Here is a 17,626-nt window from a genome sequence, read left to right on the forward strand (position 1 = left end):
GCCAAGCCAGCCCATGCCGGCCATCATTCCAAATCCGCCCATCATGGCGTGCCTCCATGTCATGTACGAGCCGTCCGTACGGCCATATCATCTTTGATGGTTCCAGTCTATCGCGCGAACATCAAGAGACAATGTGCCGAATCATCAAGATTTGCTCAAGAAATGCACACCATGGATCGGTTCAAAGCCACAAGTTCAAAGTTCCAAGCTCAAAGCTCTCCGTTTGTTCCCTTGTTCTCCTGGCTCCTTGTTCTGCGCTCCGCACTAGGCGTCCGCGATCGGCAGCGTAAACGAGAAAGACGCGCCCTGACCGGGACCGGGACTGGCAGCCCAGATCTGCCCGCCGTGCGCCTCGACCAGCGCTCTGGCGATCGTCAGGCCGATACCGCTGCCGCCGAGCGCCCGCGAGCGAGCCGGATCGACGCGGTAGAAGCGCTCGAAGAGATGCGGCAGGTGCTCGGCGGCAATGCCGCTGCCTGTGTCGGCGACGTGAAAGACGACCGTGTCATCCTGCCGCTCGGCGTGAACGCCGACGCTGCCGCCCGCCGGAGTGTGGCGCAGCGCGTTGCCCAGCAGGTTGATCAACACCTGGATCATACGGTCGGCGTCGCAGCGTACCAGGGGGAGGCCGGTCGGCACCTCACTGCGCAGCACAACCTGCTTTTCGTCGAACTGCGCCGCCAGCAGCGCTGTAGCCTGCCCGACAAGCTGCGCAGGCGGTGCCGGGCGAAGATGCAGCGGCAGCCGATGCGCCTCCGCCCGCGAAACCTCTTGCAAATCCTGCACGAGCCGCCGTAGCCGCCGCACCTCGTCATGCAGCAGCGCCCAGGTTTCTGCTCCCGGCTCGACCACCCCGTCGAGCAGCCCTTCGGTGTAGCCCTCGATCGTCGCCAGCGGCGTGCGCAGCTCATGCGCGACATCGCCGATCAGCGCGACCCGGCGACGCTCGGCGGCCTCCAGCTCCGCCGCCATGATATTGAACTGCTCCGCCAGCGCGCCCAGCTCATCGGCCTCGCCCGACGGCACGCGCTCGGCGTACTGTCCCGCGGCAATCCTGCGCGCGGCGGCCAGCAGATGTTGGATCGGTGCTACAATCCGACCGGAGATGAACAGACTGGCCGCGACCGCGACGAACGCGGCGGCGCTTGAGCTGAGCAGCAGCGCTTGCAGCATCGCCGACTGAAACGCCGACGTGACGATCTGCTGCATGCCCGGCATCATGCGCTCGATCATCGCGCTGTTCGGCCCCATCATCCCCGCCACCAGGCGGCTGTGCAGCGTCGGAGCGATGGCAAACGCGACGATCATAAAGGTCAGCACGCCCACCGCGATCACGAGCAGGTAGGCCAGCAGCAGCTTCGTGCGCAGGCTCCGCCGAACGCGCCGCCGATCGCTCATCCCGGCCTCCCGCCGAAGCGATAGCCGACACCGCGCACCGTCTCGATCTGCGCCGCGATAGCTGCGTCGAGGCTGAGCTTCTTGCGCAGATTGGCGACATGCACATCGATCACATGGTCGTCGCCGAAGTAGTTGGGACCCCAGACCTGCTCAAGAAGCTGACCACGGGTGAAAACCAGCCCCGGATGCTCGGCCAGCGTCACCAGCAGCTTGTACTCAAGCGGCGTGAGCGCGACGACCACCCCGCCGAGCGTCACCTCGCGCCGCCCGCGATCGATCACCAGCTCTCCGAATCGCTGCGTGGGCGGCAGATCCGGCGGCGTAGCTCCAACCCGACGCGGGCGGCGCAGCAGCGCGCGAATACGCGCCACTAGCTCGCGCGGCGAGAACGGCTTGGTCAGGTAATCGTCGGCGCCGACCTCCAGCCCGACGATGCGGTCGATCTCCTCGGCTTTTGCGGTCAGCATCAGCACGTACGCATCGGAGAACGTGCGCAGACGACGGCAGACCTCCAGGCCGTCGATGCCCGGCAGCATGATGTCCAGCACGACGACATCGGGCTGCCGCTGTCGCGCAAGATCGAGCGCGGCCAGGCCGTTGTCAGCCGTGACGACGGTAAATCCGTCGCGCTCAAGGTAGCTGCGGACCAGAGCGCGCAGGCGCTGCTCGTCGTCCACAACCAGGATCGTCGGCGCTGTATCGCGGATCATGCGCTGCTCTCACTTTCTCCCGCCGGATCACACCATCATCGGCGATCAGCCGACGATGTATGCCTGCGGATCGCGGTCGAAGGCTTTTTTGCACGACGGAGCGCAGAAGTAGTAGGTCCGCTCCTCGTAGGTCGAGGACCAGCGCGCTGTCGCCGGATCGACATCCATCAGACAGACCGGATCGAGCCGCTCCAGCCCGGCTCCGTCGTCCTCGGCGCTGCCCGCGACAACAGCGCCCGCCTCGGCTGGCGGCGGCGCGTAGCGCGCAAAGACGTGCTCGGCCAGGGCAGGCGGCGGCGGTAAGATCGTGCCTGCGCCCAGCATGGCCTCAATGTAATCGAAAAGCGCGACGACATACGAGTCGTCGTTGAGATCCTTGAGCCAGATCGACTGACCAAAGAGTTGCAGCAGCGTGTTATTGCCAACCGCGCACGGGCCGAGGCAGCCGGTAAAGGTCAGGTGAAGCTTGTTGCGAATCTTGCGCCGCTCCCACTCGGACTCAAACAGCGCCGTGTTTACCGGCGCGCGCTCCTTCTCGGTCCAGCCGCAGCAGCAGCTACCATGCGCCTTCGAGCAGACGAAAAGGTTGCCCTGAAGCTGCACGATCCGAAAATCCTCGCCCCGCGCATGGACCTTGACGGTGCGTAGCGGGCTCGCGCTGCGGCGCGGTGGTGTCGTCTCCGATTCCATGTATCTGTGCTCCGCATCTAAAACCGATGATCTCGCGCCCGACGACCACCCGGGCGGCCACCTTGAATCATACCGTGCCCGTGCCTGGACGCCTATAGGCCATCTTGCGGGTTATACGTGGAGCAAGCCAACCGATCTCGTTACGCGACCATCACCAGGGGTTGCTGTTCCTGTACGCCGAGCGCCGCTCAGCTCATGTATCCTGTTCCATACGGCCATCCGCCGTCAGGCCGCGCCGGTCAACCTCCTGGTAGCCTGCGCACCATCGCATTATCACGAGCCAGGCGCGAGAGATGACCGCTGGCGACGGCAAGGAGAATCCCATGCTACAAGCCAAATTAAGATCAGCCTCGCTGCTCTCGGCGATCATCGCGATCCTGGCAGCCGTGGCATCCTCCGGGGGCCTGCTCATCGCCAGCCTGTACCGGGATAACAGCCTGATCATCTGGGCGTTTCGCGGCAACGATCTGGTGACACTGGCTGTGGCCGTGCCGCTGCTGGTCGGGGCACTGATCCTTACGCGGCGCGGCTCACAGCGCGCGCTCCTGATCTGGCTGGGAGCGCTGGGCTACATGCTTTACAACTACATCTTTTACCTGTACGGCACGGCGTTCAATCAATTTTTCCTGCTGTATGTCGCGCTCTTCACGCTCTCGGCGTACGCGCTGATCTTCGCGCTCCCGCGAGTCGATGCCAGCGCGATCAGCCGGTCATTCAAGGCCAGCACACCGGTCACATGGATCAGTGGCTGGATGCTGTTTTTCGCGGCGCTCCTGGGTGGTCTGTGGATCGCCCGATCGCTGCAATTCGTCGTCACCGGGCAGGTTCCCCAGGATATTATCCAGACAGGGCATCCCACCGCTGTCGTGTATGCCACAGATCTATCGCTGCTGATGCCGGGCCTTGTCCTGAGCGCGGTCCTGCTCTGGAAGCGACAGCCCTGGGGCTATGTCCTGGCAACGATCGTGATGGTCAAAGCCACAACGTATGGTCTGGCCCTGCTCATCATGTCGGCATTCGCCTACGCCAGGGCGGGCACCTGGGATACGCTCACGCCGCTGTGGGCGTTTCTGACGATTGGCTGCCTGATCGCCACGGGACTCCTGCTGGGGAATATGCAGCCCGCGCCCAAGCAGGCTGATCCGATCCACATCGACCGCACGCTCCATCCCCTGGCCTGAGCCATGCGCTCTACCGCCACGCCGCAGCAGGGATTGACGCTCGTGGTATAAGCAGATGTGCATGAGGTGGCGCAGGCCGCTGCGGCTGGTCGTGAAAGTCAGCAGCGATGGTCACACAGCTTCGCATCTTCACTATCAATCGCGGTCAGAGGGACCGCTTTGTGCAGGCGTGGCTCGCAGGGGTGTATCCGCTGCGGCTCCAACACGGCTACACCATCGACCGCGCCTGGGTTAGCCCCGAAACCAACGAGTTTCTCTGGATTTTGAGCTACGACGGGCCTGAGGCGTGGGACGCCAAGGAGACGGCATACTATGCGTCGGCGGAGCGCGCGGGCCTCGATCCCGATCCACGGCAGTATATCGCCACAGCGGAGTACCGATTCTTGACGGCGGTGGTCCCGCAGCCGTCGCGCGCCGACGAGCGTCTATGCCTGATGCGGTGATCAATCTGCCGGGATCGCAAGCGTCGGTGCGCGTGTCGATGTGCGGGGAACGTGGGACATGACCAGCGGCGCTTTGCCGGACGCCGACTTCGGGATCTGCGCTACGCGCCGCACACTAATCGGCGGCACGATCGTACGCTGTGCCTCAAGCACGCGCCGGATCGCATCCACCAGCGGCGTTTCTTCAAAGCTCTCAGGCAGGCCGCTCAGCAATATCTCTAATCGATCGACCTCCTGAACAACCTGCCAGCCGCTAGCCGGAACCATGTCCAGAATCCTGTGGAAGATGTGAGGATGCACACCGATCTCCCCGCCGGTCGGCGTGGCAAAGTACAAAATATCCTGCGTGCGGCCTTGAACGCCGTCGATCAGCACGAAGGGCCGTCCACACGGACATGACGCGGCAGACAGCCGCACGCTGTCGCTCAGCTCGTAGCGAATCAGCGGCAGCGTGCGGCTCCAGAGCGTTGTCACCAGCAGCTTCTCGCCGTACGCGCCCGGCGGCACTAGCCGATTCTCGTGGTCGACCACCTCCGCGATCAGCAGATCTTCAAACAGGTGCAGCCCCCGATGGTGCGCGCACTCCGCCGCAAGATCGCCCGTCTCGGTCGCGCCGTACTGATCGAAGAGCCGCTTGCCCCAGGCATCCTCGATCACCCGTCGCGCCGTATCGGTCAGCACCTCCGAGCTGGTAAACACACGCCGGGGCGCGATCCGCAAACGTCCGGCACGCTGTTCCTCGGCCAGGATGCGCGCCATCGAGGCGTAGGCGACCACAACCTCCGGCTGCCACGTGTTGAGCCGCTCGACGATCGACTCCAGCGGTTCGGTCGCGGCGATCCGCAGCTCCGGCATCCACCAGCTGTGAACCGTCACGCCGACCTGCGCCGACATATGCCAGGGCGTCGTGGAGGCGATGATCGCGGTCTTCACCCGCTGCGTCAGATTGACACGCATCCCGGCCCACTCGCGGGCACGGGCGAAGGAGGCCAGAATCGTGATCCACTCAGCGGGGTCGAAGAGCAAGATAGCGCGTCGTCCGGTGCTGCCTGACGTGGCGTTGATCACATACCGGCCTTGAAAGCGCTCAGCCGCCGACATCCGCGCCAGATGCATCTCCACGTCGCACAGCCGCACCCCGCGATCCGTCACCACCTCGTCGAAGTGCTCCATCAGCATAGCTTTGGTCAGCACCGGCAGCTCGCCGAGCGGGCGATCGGTCAAATCTGCATGAAATTGCTGATAGAAGGGCGAGTGCGCATAGGCATGTTCGCGGAGCAGTTGCAATGCGTGTGCTCGATACGCCAGCACCTGCGCGCGCGTCCAACGCTCTCGGCGGCGGAACTTCCGCAGCGTCGTCATCAATGCCCACATAAACGGTATATCCATGCTATCCCTCCGCTCATGCGCCGACCACGCAGCACGCCCTATGGTGTGAGCCGATTATATCCGACACCTATGCTGTGAGCGTGGAGGGGCTGCTACCGGCGGACAAGAAATTTCAACCGCTCCGGTTTATCGGGGGTTCAAAGTTTCAAGTTCAAGATTTTCTTTGGTTCTTGGGGCACGATACTCCTTTGTTGCCTTGATCCCCTGTTCGCTTCTTCTTCGTGTTGTTCTTTGTTCTCCGTGCTACCCCAGTTCGGCCCGATAGCGCAGGATTTTGTCGCGCACGAACGGCTCGACCGCATCGTCGAAGGTCGCCTGCGCCTCGTCCAGCAGCGCGCGCGCCTGCGCGAGATCGTTGCGCGCCCGCGCGACCAACGCCTGGTTGACGCGGATATTGGCGATATGCACGCGGTTATTCCAGGCAGACGCGGCATCCAGCGCGCGGCTGAAGGCAGCATCGGCTGCGTCAAGCTGTCCCTGCGCCAGCGCGATCTCGCCTGTTGTGCTGTGGACGTACTGCCACAGCAGACCGAGCGCGAAGCGCTCGACCAGCGCCAGCGCCGTCCGAATCTGCTCCTGCGCCTCGTCCAGATCGCCTGCCAGCAGGTGATGATAGGCCAGATTGTTGTGCGCCATCGCCTGCTGCATCGGGTTATCGGTCGCGTGTGCGAGCCGTAGCGACTCCGTAAAAGCGGCGATGGCGGCGCGCAGATCCCCCTGGTTCGCTAGCAGATTGCCACGCTCGAACGCGCTCTGCGCTGCCTGATGGGGTAGATCATGGGCTTGCACAAGCTGATCGACACGATCGAGCCGTGCCTCGGCGGCAGCGAACGCGCTGCTCATCCGATCGACGCCTGCCGCCAGCAAATGCGCCTCCACGCCCAGCGCCGGATCGGCTGTCTGTGCCCGCTCGATCGGCACCTGTTGCAGCCAGCGGCGCGCCACATCGGGCTGGCCTCTTGTGATCGCCATGCGTGCCAGCACAACGCCCGCGCGGGTCATGCCCACGGCATCGCCCGCCTGCTCGCAGCCCTGGAGCGCCGTCTGCAAGTGATGCTGCGCCTCGTTGGCAGCGCCCGCGATCGTCAGCGCGCTGCCCAGCAGCAGGTGCCGCCGCGGCGTCGCCTCCCATTCGAGCGCCCGTCGCGCGTAGGCCGCCGCCTCGACAAACGCGCCGATGCTAAACGCCTGCGCCGATGCGATCTGCGCGTAGTGCGCGGCCCGCCGGAGGTCGCCCGCCGCCGTATAGTGCTCCATCAGCCGCCCGGCAACCTGCTCAGGCCGGTATGCCCAGAGCCGCTCAAGCGCCTGTGCCGCCCGCCGGTGCAGAAACGCGCGCCGCGCCGCCGTTAGATCCTGGACCACGATCGCCGCAACCAGCGGATGCACAAAGCTGTACGCGCCGCCGTGCTCGACCAGCACCGCCGCATCGACCAGCGCATCCAGCGCATCCAGCGTCTCTTCCTCGCTTCGACCGCTGGTGGCGTGCAGCGCTGAGAGATCGGTCGCGTCACCCAGCACCGCCGCCGCCTGCAACACCTGATAAGCGCTCGGCGGCACGGTCGCCCGCACGCGCGCGCGGATCAGCGACGCAAGATCGGCAGGCGTCGCGCCATCGGAGGCGCGGCTCAGCTCGATCAAGAAGTAGGGATTGCCGCCGCTCTGCCGTACCCGGTCATGCTGCGCGTCGGGAGCGTCGTGTGCGCCGAGCGCCGAGAGCAGCGCGAGGCCCTCGTCGGGCGTGAGATGCGGCAGCACGATCTGGCGCAGCCGTCCCTGGCGCTGCCATCCGGCGGCGGCAGACGTCAACTGCTCGCGCGCTTCCGGGGACCGATACGTGCCGATCAGCAGCAGCGGCGCGTCCCGTAGCTGGTCGATCAGATATACCAGCCAGTCGAGAGTCGACGGATCGACCCAGTGCAGGTCGTCGACGATGAGTACCAGCAGCGGATTCGCCAGCAGCCGTAGCGCCTCGGTGAGCGCCTGAAAGAGCCGGGCGCGCTCTTCCGGCGGCGAGAGCGCGAGCGGCGGTGGAAGATCGGGCCAGGAGGCCGCGATCTCCGGCAGCAGCCGCGACAGCTCCGCCAGCCAGATCGGCGGGAGCGGCGAGGGCGGCTGGATCATCGAGCGAGCAGGGCCGGGCTGCCGGAAGAGCGCCAGCAGCGGCCCAAACGGGACCGGCTGCTCGGTTTCCAGCGCGTGCGTCGCCAGCACAACCACCTCTGCGGGCAGCCCGGCGGCCCAGGTGCGCCACAGCCGCGACTTGCCGATGCCCAGCTCTCCGGCGATCAGCGTCACGCGCGCCGTGCCCTGCGCTGCCAGCGAACGATCTTCGTCCAGCGCTGCCAGCTCACCCTGACGCCCGACAAAGGGCGCGGCGGAGTCGTGGGATCGAGGGCGCGGCGACTGGGGAGCAGACGTTTGCGACGCTCCGGCCAGCAGCGACTCGTAGCGGGCGGTCGTCTCCGGCAGCGGCGCAACCGCCAGCTCATGCTGAAGCATCTCAGTCAGCGCATGGTACTGCTGCGTCGCCAGCGAGCGTTGTCCCAGCCGCGTGTACGCCTCGATCATCGCCAGATGAACGGACTCGCGCAGCGGATCGACGGCCAGCGCGCGCTGTCCCTGGTCGAGCACCGCCTGCCAGTCGCCAGCGGCGCGATGCAGCGCGATCACCCGCTCGATCAGCCGCAGATAGGTCGCCGCCACGCGCTCGCGCTCCGCCATCAGCCAGATCTCGAACTCCGCCGCCTCGTGGACGATCAGGCCGTCGGCGAGCGGCCCGCGATAGTGTGCCGCGACCGCCTCCAGCGCCGCCGCGGTACCGCCCTCCAGCAGCAGAATCCCATCTTCGAGCGTGTGGAGGTCGACCCTCACCGCCGCCGAGAGCTGAATGGTCTGTGCTTCCAGCGCCAGCACGTCGTCGCCCAGCGCCTCGCGGATCGCCCAGAGCGTGTTGCGCATATTCTTGCGGGCGGCCTGCGGCAGGCTCTCCGGCCAGAGCAGATCCAGCAGCCGCTCACGGGGCTGCGCCACACGGGTACACGCAAGGTAGAGCAGCAGCGCCACGCCCTTCGCCCGCGCAAAGGCGATCGTCCGCTCGCCGCGACGAAGCAGCGGCGGGCCTAGCACATCAAGCTGAAGAGTCTCCATTGCGCTCTATGATACGCGAGGGACGGCTAATCTTCAAAGAGGGACGCGCGCATACCAGGCCGCAGCCGCGCGAGGGACACCCGGAGGGACGCAGCGCCTATATCCTACGGCTATCGTCATTCGGACGGATCAAGGCGAGGTATCACATGAGCAGTGTTTCGCAAACTCAGACGGCTCCGCGCTGGCGAACGTATGCCCTGTACGTGGTGATGGCGCTGTTGGCGCTTGCATTTCTCGGCTCCGGCGGTACAAAGCTGGCCGGTGCCGAGATGAACGTTACCAACTTCGCCCGCTGGGGCTATCCGCTGTGGTTCATGTATCTCACCGGCCTGATCGAGGTGGTCTGCGCAATCCTGCTCTGGCCCCGGCAGACCCGCCTGATCGGCGCGCTGGGCCTGGTCGCCACGATGGTCGGCGCGATCCTGACGCATCTCGTCAACCAGGAGGCGACAATGATCGGGCTGCCACTGGTGCTGCTGGTGCTGGCAGGTATTGTCGCCTGGAGCAGCCGCCCGCGAACCGCGTAGAACGCAAGGAAGCCGGCCCGTGTGGTGTGTCGTACCCATGAGCCAAAGGAATAAAGCTATGGCATCGATTATTGATCCCGCGACGAGGATCGGCCTCGTCACGCTGAGCGTCGGCGACCTGGCGCGCGCGCTGCGCTACTACCAGCACAACATCGGCCTGACGGTGCTGGCGCAGGCGGACAGCACGGCGACCCTGGGCGTCGGCACGACGCCGCTGCTGCACCTGCGCGAGGTGCCCGGCGCGCGTCTGGTGCGTCGCGCGACCGGCCTGTACCATTTTGCGCTGCGCGTGCCATCGCGGCGCGATCTGGCCCGTGTTATTCGGCATCTCATCGAAACCGCAACGCCGGTCGGCGGCGCGTCCGATCATCTGGTGAGCGAGGCGCTGTACCTGTCCGATCCCGACGGACACGGCATCGAGATCTACCGCGACCGGCCCCGGAGCGCCTGGTACGACGCGATCGGCAACTTCAGGATGGACACGTCGCGGCTCGACATCGACAGCATCCTGGCCGAGCTGGACGCCGATACGCCCGCCTGGGAGGGCATGCCGACCGGCACTGACATGGGCCATATCCATCTGCAAGTGGCGGACGTGGTGGCGGCGGAGCATTTTTATGTCGGCGTGCTTGGCATGGAGCGCATGACCGGCATGCCGTCCGCAAGCTTCGTCAGCGCTGGCGGCTACCATCACCATATCGGGCTGAATAGCTGGGCCGGTGTGGGCGTGCCAGCGCCGCCGGAGGGCGCGGCGCGGCTGCTGAGCTATGAGCTGCTCGTGCCGACTACTGAGGCGCTCAACGCGGTCCTCGATCGCGTGCGCGCGGCTGGCCTTCCACTGACAGAGCAGGCCGATGTCTGGGCGGTGCGCGATCCGTCGCACAATCTGGTGCTGCTGCGCGCCGAGGTAGCGTAGAGAACCAGGAATACAGAACAAAGAACCGGGGAACAAGGGAACAGGAGAGCAAGCGAACAAAGGAGCGCGAACAAGGGAAACCTTGAACTCGAACCTTTGAACTCAAACCACCTGGACCCGACCCCTGATCCCTGGATTAAACAGTGTGCCAGCAGAGGCACACATCGAAGGAGAGTTACATGTTCCGCCGACTGAGTTCGTACGAGAATCTTGCACCGTTGTTGCTCCGCTTAGGCATTGGCCTGACCTTCTTTTTCGCCGGCCTGGGCAAAGTGCTGGGCGGCACTGCTGGCGTCGCTGGCTTTTTCGGCAGCCTGGGGATTCCACTGGCCGGCCTGATGGGGCCATTCGTCGCCTACCTCGAACTGATCGGCGGTCTGGCGCTGATACTGGGCGTTTTCACACGTGGCTTCGGCCTGCTCTTCGCCGCCGACATGCTTGTCGCGCTGCTGCTGGTGGGCCTGCCCAAAGCCTTCGCGGCTGAGAATATCGCGGTTGGCTTCACCGATGCTCGCGTCGAGGTGCTGCTGCTGCTTGGCTCCGTGGCGCTTGCGCTGCTGGGCGCTGGAGCCTTCTCGATCGACGAGGCATTTCTGGGCGATCGTCCACGACAGATCGCCGAGCGGCCCGCGCCACACGCGACGCGCTAATTCGACCCTCTCACAAGTAGCCCATATGCTCGCCGTGGAGCATATGGGCTACTGTTTCGATCGGCACACGTTCTATGTGTACCTGTTGAAGCAGCGCGATGCCCAAGCGATGCTTATCGTTTCCCTATCACTTCTGAACAACTTCTAAACATCACACGGGTATCCTTTGCGCATCACCTTATGAAGCGAGGATCAAGACTATGCAGCAGCCCAAACAAACCGACGCCACGCGCCGAGCGTTTTTGCGTGCCGCGCTCGCGCTGCCCGCCGCGCTCGCGCTTGCGGCCTGCGCCAGACAGATCGTTAGCCGCGATACGCCGGTCGCCGCCGTGACGCCGCAGCCGACCAGCGTGCCACCAACGGCCGCGACGGAGACGCAGCCGACAGCCGCGCCGACACAGGCCGCGACGGAGACGCAGCCGACACAAGCGGCGGCGGCGCAGACGCTTCAGCCAACGCCGTCGTGCGCCGACGACGACGAGATCACGCCGGGGCAGACCGAAGGGCCGTACTACACGCCGAACTCGCCGGAGCGCACATCCCTGATCGAGGCGGGCATCACCGGAACGCCGCTTGTGCTTACCGGCACCGTGTTGACCACGAGCTGCAAGCCCGTCGCGCGCGCGCTGATCGACTTCTGGCACGCCGACGACAGCGGCGAGTACGACAACGTCGGCTACCGGCTGCGCGGCCACCAGTTCACCGACGATCAGGGGCGCTACCGCCTTGAGACGATCATGCCGGGCCTGTATCCTGGGCGGACGCGCCACATTCACCTGAAGGTCCAGGCACCCAGCCAGCCGATCTTGACGACGCAGCTCTACTTTCCCGACGAGCCGGGCAACAGCTCGGACGGAATCTTCAGCCCGGATCTGGTGGTGGACGTTCAGGAGAGCGGCGGCAGCACAGCCGCGACGTTCGATTTCGTTCTCGACATGGCGTAGCGCCGGGCAGCTACCACGTTATGTAACGTACCAGATTCAGAGCGGCCCGACGATCGCGCAATCCACATAGATTGCTTATCACTTCTGAACAATTTCTAAATATCAGCGCGGTATCCTGATCACATCAGGAGCATCGTGACGCGAGCGTTGGGCTCCCCCACAACCGCCGCGACGAGCAGCTCGGACGTTTTCAACTCGAAGGAGAACACCCAATGCAACGAAAATCGTTCGTCATCACGGCAGCGCTGGTCATGGGACTCGTGCTCGGCGTTGTCTTCGGCCCCACCGTGCGCGGCACGAGCGTCAGCGCGCAGACCCAGCCGCCGACGCAAACGCAGCCAGCATCGCCCGGCGCATCGCTGCGCAATATCTTTCTGGATAAGCTCGCGGCGGCCTTGAACATCCAGCGCTCGGCGCTCGATAGCGCGATCGTGAGCGCGGGCAACAGCACCGCCGACGAGGCGGTCCAGCAGGGCACGCTGACCCAGGCGCAGGCTGACGCGCTCAAAGCGCGCATCCAGGCAGGCGACGCAGGCGCGCTCTGGGGTGGTCGCGGCGGGAAGCTCGGCGGGCTACACAAGGGCGGCGCGGTCCACCAGGCAATGTTCGACGCGGCGGCTAAGGCGCTCAATATCACCACCGACGAGCTGATGACGCAACTGCGCAGCGGGCAGACTCTCGCCCAGCTGGCGCAGGCGCACAACACCACCGAGCAGGCGGTGATCAGCGCGGCGCTCGCGGCGGCCAAGACCCAGCTCGATCAGCAGGTGGCGAGCGGCAGCCTGACCCAGGCGCAGGCCGACGCGCACTACGCCCAGTTGCAGCAGCGCGGCTCGCAGATCCTCGCGCCTCACGGACGCGGCCATCGTGGACGGGGCATGCCCGACGTGCCGGGCGCGCCGACGACACCGCAGACTCCGACAACGCCCCAGTCGTCGCCCACGAGTTCGGGAACCACGCTCTAGCACGTCGTCAGGCTAGCGGTGTAGAGCAGCGATGATATAATGGCCTGCGCTCGTAGCTGGATCGAAGAGGAACGGATGCGGCGGCGGACAAATCCGTCCGCCGCTCTTAATGAGGAAGATAAGGACAACAATAACGATGGCAAATCTACAGAAGATGATCGTGGCGGGCGTGCTGGTGCTCATTATGATCCTGGGCGCAACGGCCTACAGCGTGCTCAGAGCACCGGCAGAGGCCAGCAAGCCGATCGAGGCGCTGCCGCTGGCAACCAGCGCTGCGGCGTCGGCCAGCGCCGCGCCAACCGTAGCAACCGCAGCAGCGACTACCGCTCCGACAGATCCGGCGGCAACCACAGATTCCTCGGCTACTGAGGCCGCAGCCCCTAACGCGGCGGCAGCGCCTGGCGCGTCTAGCCCGATCGTCGCGCAGATCATCCCTGAAGAATCCGAGGCGCGCTTCATCATCGATGAGGTGCTGAACAACGCGCCCAAGACGGTCGTCGGCACGACCAATCAGGTGGCCGGTGAGATCGCCGTCGATCCGGACAATCTCTCGCAAAGCCAGCTTGGAACGATCCAGGTCAATGCGCGCACGCTGACGACCGATAGCGAGTTTCGCAACCGCGCGATCAAAAACCGGATTCTGCTGACCGACCAGTACGAGTTCATCACCTTCACGCCCAAGCAGCTCGTCGGTCTGCCGCAGAGCGCCACGATCGGCCAGAGCTACAGCTTCCAGATCGTCGGCGATCTGACTATTCGTGATGCTACCAGAGAGGTGACATTCGACGTAACGGCCACGCCCGCATCCGACACCCGCCTCGAAGGCACGGCCAAGACGACGATCAGCTACGCCGACTACGGCATTACGATCCCACGGGTGCCGCAGGTAGCCAGCGTCGCCGAGCAGGTGCGGCTCGAAATCGACTTCGTGGCCGTGCCGAAGTAGCCTGATACTTTGGGGATGAGGACGAGGCTGCAATGAAGACGATACTCGTCGTGGACGATACGGCAAGCCTGCGCAAGATGGTGGCAAGCTATCTGACCCAGGAAGGGTTTCGAGTGGTGATGGCGGCGGATGGTCGTGAGGCGCTGCTGGTGGCGCGTCAGGAGCATCCCGACCTGATCATCCTCGATCTGATGATGCCCGAAATGAGCGGATACGATTTCATCCGCGCCTACGGCAAAGAGGGCAGCGCGCCGATCCTTGTGCTGACCGCCAAGCTCGAAGAAAACGACAAGGTGCTAGGGCTGGAGCTGGGAGCCGACGATTACGTGACCAAGCCGTTCAGCCCCCGTGAGCTAGCGGCGCGGGTGCGGGCGATCCTGCGCCGCGCAAGCAAGGACGCTTTTGAGCCGGATCTCTTGCGCGCGGCGGACATCACGCTCGATCGCAACGCGCGGATCGTCACCGTCGGCGGGCGGCACGTCGATCTCACGCCCTCCGAGTTCGATCTGCTGGCGACACTGATCGCGGCTCCGGGCCGCGCCTTTTCGCGTCTGGATCTGCTGGATCGGCTCCAGGGAACCGCCTACGAGGGCTACGAGCGCACGATCGACGTTCATATCCGCAACTTACGCACCAAGATCGAGCCCGACCCGCGCAACCCGCGCTATGTCGAGACTGTCTTCGGCGTCGGCTACCGCTTTGCCGCCGATAAATAAGCAGTGTACAGACACGAGGCAGCTATGATCCGCCCGGCTCGACGTGAGAGCACCGCTCCAACTCACCCGCTTGCGCTGCCCAGCCCGCGCTCGCTTGCGCTGAAGCTGACCCTGGCATTTCTCGCCGTCGGACTGATCGGCGCGCTGCTGGTGGCGGTCTTCGTCGGGCTGCGCACGCGCGGTGCCGTCAACCAGTTTGCCGCCGAGCGCGACCGCACCCTGATCGCGGCTCTGACCCGCTATTACAAGACGAGCGGCGGTTGGGATGGGCTGGCGGGCGATCTGGCGCGCGACCGCTTCGGACAATCGGGGCTGGATGACCATCGTCCGCCGCCGGTGCTGGTAGACCCGGCTGGATGGGTCGTGCTGGGCGGTGGCCGCTACCCCCCAGGTTCGCGCGTGCCGCCGTACGACCGCGCGCGCGGCGAGCCAATCAAGGTCGACGGCAAGACCGTGGGGTGGCTCTTGAGCGCAGGCGCTCGGCGTCCGGGGCCGGGAACGCCTGAGGCGGACTTTCTGGAGCGAATCACCGAGGCGATCACCTACAGCGCCGTGGGCGCAGCGGTGATGGCGCTGCTGCTTGGGATCTTGCTGGCTCGCACCCTGACGCAGCCGCTCCGCGAGCTGACGGCGGCCACGCAGGCGGTAGCGAAAGGCGCGCTGGGCCGCCAGGTGACGGTTCGCTCGCGTGACGAGCTGGGCGCTCTAGCGGCATCCTTCAACCAGATGAGCGCGGATCTGGCTCATTCAACCACGCTGCGCCGCCAGATGACGGCGGATATCGCCCACGATCTGCGGACGCCGCTCAGCGTGATCCTGGGCTATACCGAGGCGCTCCGCGAGGGCAAGCTGCCACCCGAACAAGACATCTTCGACACGATCCACACCGAGGCGCAGCATCTCCAGCACCTGATCGACGATCTGCGCACGCTGTCGCTGGCCGACGCGGGCGAGCTTCCACTGACCCGCCAGCCGAGCGCGCCGCAGGCGCTTTTGGAGCGAGCCGCGTCGGCCTACAGGGCACAGGCCCAGACACACCAGATCGCGCTGGTGGTGCAGGTCGCGCCCGATCTGCCGGAGGTCGACGCGGACCCGGAGCGGATCGCGCAGGTGTTGGGCAACTTGCTCGGCAACGCGCTGCGCTACACTCCGGCGCATGGCGCGATCACGCTCGCGGCGGAGCCGCGAGCGAGCACGGTCCTGTTCCGCGTTCAGGACACCGGCAGCGGCATCGCTCCCGATGACCTGCCCTACATCTTTGAGCGCTTCTACCGCGCCGATCGATCGCGCCAGCAGCACGACGGCTCTTCGGGGCTGGGGCTGGCGATCGCGAAATCGATCGTTGAGGCGCACGGCGGCACGATTGCCGTCGAAAGCGCGCGCGGCCAGGGCACAATCTTTACGATCGCGCTGCCTGCTCATCAGCCGCAGCGACCCACGAGTCGTATCAGAGCCTAGTATCCTGTCAGCCAGGAGACGCGAAACGGCAGCGCCATCGCTGACACTGCCGGATCTTCCGGTCGACCAAACCTTATAGGATGAGGATTTTGGGAGAACTCCCCAAGCCCCCGGCCTTGCGGCTCGCTAGCTATCCCGAGCCGGCTCGTCGCTCAGCCGTTGCAGACGCACGACATCGCGATGAACCCAGCGCTCGCCATTGCGGGAGCGGTAGGAGAAGACCTTGAGCCACGGGCCGCGCTCCTCCTCGATCATCAGGATGCGATTCCGCCCGACGCTGCGGACGATCGGGTAGCTGGTGCCCGGCCCCGCGCGCAGGTTTGCCGTTGCGACGATCACCGTGGCGCGCAGATCGGGCAGCGGCGGCGGTTCGGGCCAGCCAGCCGCAGGCGCGGAGCGCAGAAAGCGCAGGATACTGTTAGAGACGCCGCGCGCCAGCCGGTCGGCGCCCTGCGTCATAGCCCGCCGATCGTTTGCATTGGTCAGGTAGCCCATCTCCAGGATCACAGCGGGCGTGTACGTCGAAACCGAGTGATCGAAGCGGCGGCTGCTGAAGGCATAGTAGCCGCGCATATTCGACGTGACGCGATCACCGTCCCAGCGCAGCCCAGAGGCCGGGCCGTACTCCGCCCTGAGCGCCTCGATCAGCGCGGTTGCCGCTTCCCATTCCCGCCAGTGGGCGGCGGCCTTCCAGCCGGAGATCCGCGAGCTCGCGCTGCCGTCGGCGTGGATCGCGACGAATGCATCGGCGCGGTAGCTCGGCGGCACCGTCGCAGGCAGCAGATCGACGGTGACACCCGCGCTGCGCAGGTACTCCGCCGCCCGGTTGGCGACCGCGAGGTTAACATCAACCTCGCGCAGACCGCCCGCCGCCGCGCCCGTGCTCGTCCGCAGATTTTTTAGCTCGTCCGGCAGCTCGTTTGCGCGCCAGTGGCCCACCTGCAACCCGACGCGCCACGAGGATTGCGCGTGCGACGGAGCGGGCCAGGCCGCGGTCAGCAAGACCAGTGCGAGACACATCGCGGAGATGCTCGCTCGTCCAATCATCGTGTGCTCCTTCTTCCGTTCTGCGAGTGACGCACCATCGGCAGGTAGAGATGAGGTGCGGTGCGGGGTTCCAATATCGATATGCTGCTACTGTACCTATTGTACCTGAGAAAAAGCTGAGAACAAGGTGATGAACGGATCGCTGCCCACATCTCGCCGCGCACGACAAGCCCCGCTGCGTGCAGGCAGCAGGGCTTTGGATTTCCGCCAGGGAATTGAGCGCTATCCCGCACCCATCAGCGCCAGCACCACGCCGCCGGCAACCACACTGGCGACCTGTCCGGCTGCGTTCGCGCCCATCGCGTGCATCAGCAAGAAGTTCTCGAAGTCCTCCTCCTGCGCGACGCGATGCACCACCCGCGCGGCCATCGGAAAGGCGCTGATGCCAGCCGCGCCGATCAGCGGATTGAAGCGACCGCCGCTCAGCAGGTTCAGGAACTTGGCGAAGAGCAGGCCCGCCGCCGTATCGAGGCCGAAGGCTAAAATGCCCAGCACC

The 17,626-nt window shown here is 65.4% G+C and carries 17 protein-coding genes; 10 read left to right on the forward strand and 7 right to left on the reverse strand.

Annotated elements, in window-relative coordinates; genetic code table 11:
* Nucleotides 1–264 precede the first annotated feature (264 nt).
* From VFZ66_25245 to VFZ66_25255, 3 genes are read right to left on the reverse strand one after another with little or no spacing between them, the layout of a single operon-like run.
* Nucleotides 265–1,398 carry a HAMP domain-containing sensor histidine kinase gene (locus VFZ66_25245; protein HEX6292517.1) on the reverse strand — a complete coding sequence of 378 codons (1,134 nt, stop codon included), beginning with the start codon at nucleotides 1,396–1,398 and terminating at the stop codon, nucleotides 265–267.
* A complete protein-coding gene (locus tag VFZ66_25250) occupies nucleotides 1,395–2,108 on the reverse strand; it encodes a response regulator transcription factor (protein HEX6292518.1) in 714 nt (237 codons plus the stop codon). The genes VFZ66_25245 and VFZ66_25250 overlap by 4 nt, the downstream gene beginning before the upstream one ends.
* 45 nt (nucleotides 2,109–2,153) lie before the next feature.
* Nucleotides 2,154–2,798, reverse strand: coding sequence for a YHS domain-containing protein (locus tag VFZ66_25255; GenBank protein ID HEX6292519.1), 645 nt, complete (start codon nucleotides 2,796–2,798; stop codon nucleotides 2,154–2,156).
* Nucleotides 2,799–3,121: 323 nt separating this feature from the next.
* On the opposite strand from VFZ66_25255, the gene VFZ66_25260 reads away from it, so the two are divergent.
* Together VFZ66_25260 and VFZ66_25265 are read left to right on the forward strand one after the other, a co-directional pair.
* Nucleotides 3,122–3,979, forward strand: coding sequence for a hypothetical protein (locus VFZ66_25260; protein HEX6292520.1), 858 nt, complete (start codon nucleotides 3,122–3,124; stop codon nucleotides 3,977–3,979).
* 161 nt (nucleotides 3,980–4,140) lie between these two features.
* Nucleotides 4,141–4,422 carry a hypothetical protein gene (locus VFZ66_25265; protein ID HEX6292521.1) on the forward strand — a complete coding sequence of 94 codons (282 nt, stop codon included), beginning with the start codon at nucleotides 4,141–4,143 and terminating at the stop codon, nucleotides 4,420–4,422.
* Here VFZ66_25265 and VFZ66_25270 read toward each other — a convergent pair whose 3' ends face one another.
* Together VFZ66_25270 and VFZ66_25275 are read right to left on the reverse strand one after the other, a co-directional pair.
* Nucleotides 4,423–5,811 carry a hypothetical protein gene (locus VFZ66_25270; GenBank protein ID HEX6292522.1) on the reverse strand — a complete coding sequence of 463 codons (1,389 nt, stop codon included), beginning with the start codon at nucleotides 5,809–5,811 and terminating at the stop codon, nucleotides 4,423–4,425. It lies immediately after the preceding gene.
* 243 nt (nucleotides 5,812–6,054) lie between these two features.
* On the reverse strand, nucleotides 6,055–8,961 hold the full coding sequence (locus VFZ66_25275) for an AAA family ATPase (protein ID HEX6292523.1): 2,907 nt from the start codon (nucleotides 8,959–8,961) through the stop codon (nucleotides 6,055–6,057).
* Between the two features lie 146 nt (nucleotides 8,962–9,107).
* Between VFZ66_25275 and VFZ66_25280 the strand changes: the two genes are divergently transcribed.
* The 8 genes from VFZ66_25280 (at nucleotide 9,108) to VFZ66_25315 (ending at nucleotide 16,083) form a co-directional block, all read left to right on the forward strand.
* Nucleotides 9,108–9,488 (forward strand): DoxX family protein, encoded by a 381-nt coding sequence (locus VFZ66_25280; GenBank protein HEX6292524.1) that lies wholly within the window; start codon nucleotides 9,108–9,110, stop codon nucleotides 9,486–9,488.
* 58 nt (nucleotides 9,489–9,546) lie between these two features.
* A complete protein-coding gene (locus tag VFZ66_25285) occupies nucleotides 9,547–10,404 on the forward strand; it encodes a VOC family protein (GenBank protein ID HEX6292525.1) in 858 nt (285 codons plus the stop codon).
* 179 nt (nucleotides 10,405–10,583) lie between these two features.
* Nucleotides 10,584–11,054 carry a DoxX family protein gene (locus VFZ66_25290; protein ID HEX6292526.1) on the forward strand — a complete coding sequence of 157 codons (471 nt, stop codon included), beginning with the start codon at nucleotides 10,584–10,586 and terminating at the stop codon, nucleotides 11,052–11,054.
* 200 nt (nucleotides 11,055–11,254) lie between these two features.
* Complete coding sequence (locus VFZ66_25295) at nucleotides 11,255–11,998, forward strand: hypothetical protein (protein ID HEX6292527.1); 744 nt, start codon at nucleotides 11,255–11,257, stop codon at nucleotides 11,996–11,998.
* 212 nt (nucleotides 11,999–12,210) lie between these two features.
* Nucleotides 12,211–12,963, forward strand: a complete 753-nt coding sequence (locus VFZ66_25300) for a hypothetical protein (GenBank protein ID HEX6292528.1) — start codon at nucleotides 12,211–12,213, stop codon at nucleotides 12,961–12,963.
* Between the two features lie 136 nt (nucleotides 12,964–13,099).
* Entirely contained in the window at nucleotides 13,100–13,909 is an 810-nt protein-coding gene (locus tag VFZ66_25305) for a YceI family protein (protein ID HEX6292529.1), read from the forward strand.
* A gap of 32 nt (nucleotides 13,910–13,941) precedes the next feature.
* Nucleotides 13,942–14,625: a response regulator transcription factor gene (locus tag VFZ66_25310; protein HEX6292530.1), complete on the forward strand. Its 684-nt coding sequence runs from the start codon at nucleotides 13,942–13,944 to the stop codon at nucleotides 14,623–14,625.
* A 24-nt stretch (nucleotides 14,626–14,649) separates the two neighbouring features.
* Nucleotides 14,650–16,083 (forward strand): ATP-binding protein, encoded by a 1,434-nt coding sequence (locus tag VFZ66_25315; GenBank protein HEX6292531.1) that lies wholly within the window; start codon nucleotides 14,650–14,652, stop codon nucleotides 16,081–16,083.
* Between the two features lie 126 nt (nucleotides 16,084–16,209).
* Here VFZ66_25315 and VFZ66_25320 read toward each other — a convergent pair whose 3' ends face one another.
* Together VFZ66_25320 and VFZ66_25325 are read right to left on the reverse strand one after the other, a co-directional pair.
* Entirely contained in the window at nucleotides 16,210–17,130 is a 921-nt protein-coding gene (locus VFZ66_25320; GenBank protein ID HEX6292532.1) for an N-acetylmuramoyl-L-alanine amidase, read from the reverse strand.
* A gap of 222 nt (nucleotides 17,131–17,352) precedes the next feature.
* A partial coding sequence (locus tag VFZ66_25325; protein HEX6292533.1) for a sodium ion-translocating decarboxylase subunit beta occupies nucleotides 17,353–17,626 on the reverse strand: 274 nt, incomplete at its 5' end.

The sequence above is a fragment of the Herpetosiphonaceae bacterium genome (genome assembly GCA_036374795.1).
Lineage (GTDB): Bacteria > Chloroflexota > Chloroflexia > Chloroflexales > Kallotenuaceae > LB3-1.

Bases quoted from the DNA above. Each gene is read 5' to 3' on its own strand.
- VFZ66_25280 (HEX6292524.1), top strand. From the start codon at position 9,108: ATGAGCAGTGTTTCGCAAACTCAGACGGCTCCGCGCTGGCGAACGTAT.
- VFZ66_25245 (HEX6292517.1), bottom strand. From the start codon at position 1,398: ATGAGCGATCGGCGGCGCGTTCGGCGGAGCCTGCGCACGAAGCTGCTG.
- VFZ66_25295 (HEX6292527.1), top strand. From the start codon at position 11,255: ATGCAGCAGCCCAAACAAACCGACGCCACGCGCCGAGCGTTTTTGCGT.
- VFZ66_25270 (HEX6292522.1), bottom strand. From the start codon at position 5,811: ATGGATATACCGTTTATGTGGGCATTGATGACGACGCTGCGGAAGTTC.
- VFZ66_25250 (HEX6292518.1), bottom strand. From the start codon at position 2,108: ATGATCCGCGATACAGCGCCGACGATCCTGGTTGTGGACGACGAGCAG.
- VFZ66_25315 (HEX6292531.1), top strand. From the start codon at position 14,650: ATGATCCGCCCGGCTCGACGTGAGAGCACCGCTCCAACTCACCCGCTT.
- VFZ66_25310 (HEX6292530.1), top strand. From the start codon at position 13,942: ATGAAGACGATACTCGTCGTGGACGATACGGCAAGCCTGCGCAAGATG.
- VFZ66_25320 (HEX6292532.1), bottom strand. From the start codon at position 17,130: ATGATTGGACGAGCGAGCATCTCCGCGATGTGTCTCGCACTGGTCTTG.
- VFZ66_25285 (HEX6292525.1), top strand. From the start codon at position 9,547: ATGGCATCGATTATTGATCCCGCGACGAGGATCGGCCTCGTCACGCTG.
- VFZ66_25305 (HEX6292529.1), top strand. From the start codon at position 13,100: ATGGCAAATCTACAGAAGATGATCGTGGCGGGCGTGCTGGTGCTCATT.
- VFZ66_25275 (HEX6292523.1), bottom strand. From the start codon at position 8,961: ATGGAGACTCTTCAGCTTGATGTGCTAGGCCCGCCGCTGCTTCGTCGC.
- VFZ66_25260 (HEX6292520.1), top strand. From the start codon at position 3,122: ATGCTACAAGCCAAATTAAGATCAGCCTCGCTGCTCTCGGCGATCATC.
- VFZ66_25255 (HEX6292519.1), bottom strand. From the start codon at position 2,798: ATGGAATCGGAGACGACACCACCGCGCCGCAGCGCGAGCCCGCTACGC.
- VFZ66_25300 (HEX6292528.1), top strand. From the start codon at position 12,211: ATGCAACGAAAATCGTTCGTCATCACGGCAGCGCTGGTCATGGGACTC.
- VFZ66_25290 (HEX6292526.1), top strand. From the start codon at position 10,584: ATGTTCCGCCGACTGAGTTCGTACGAGAATCTTGCACCGTTGTTGCTC.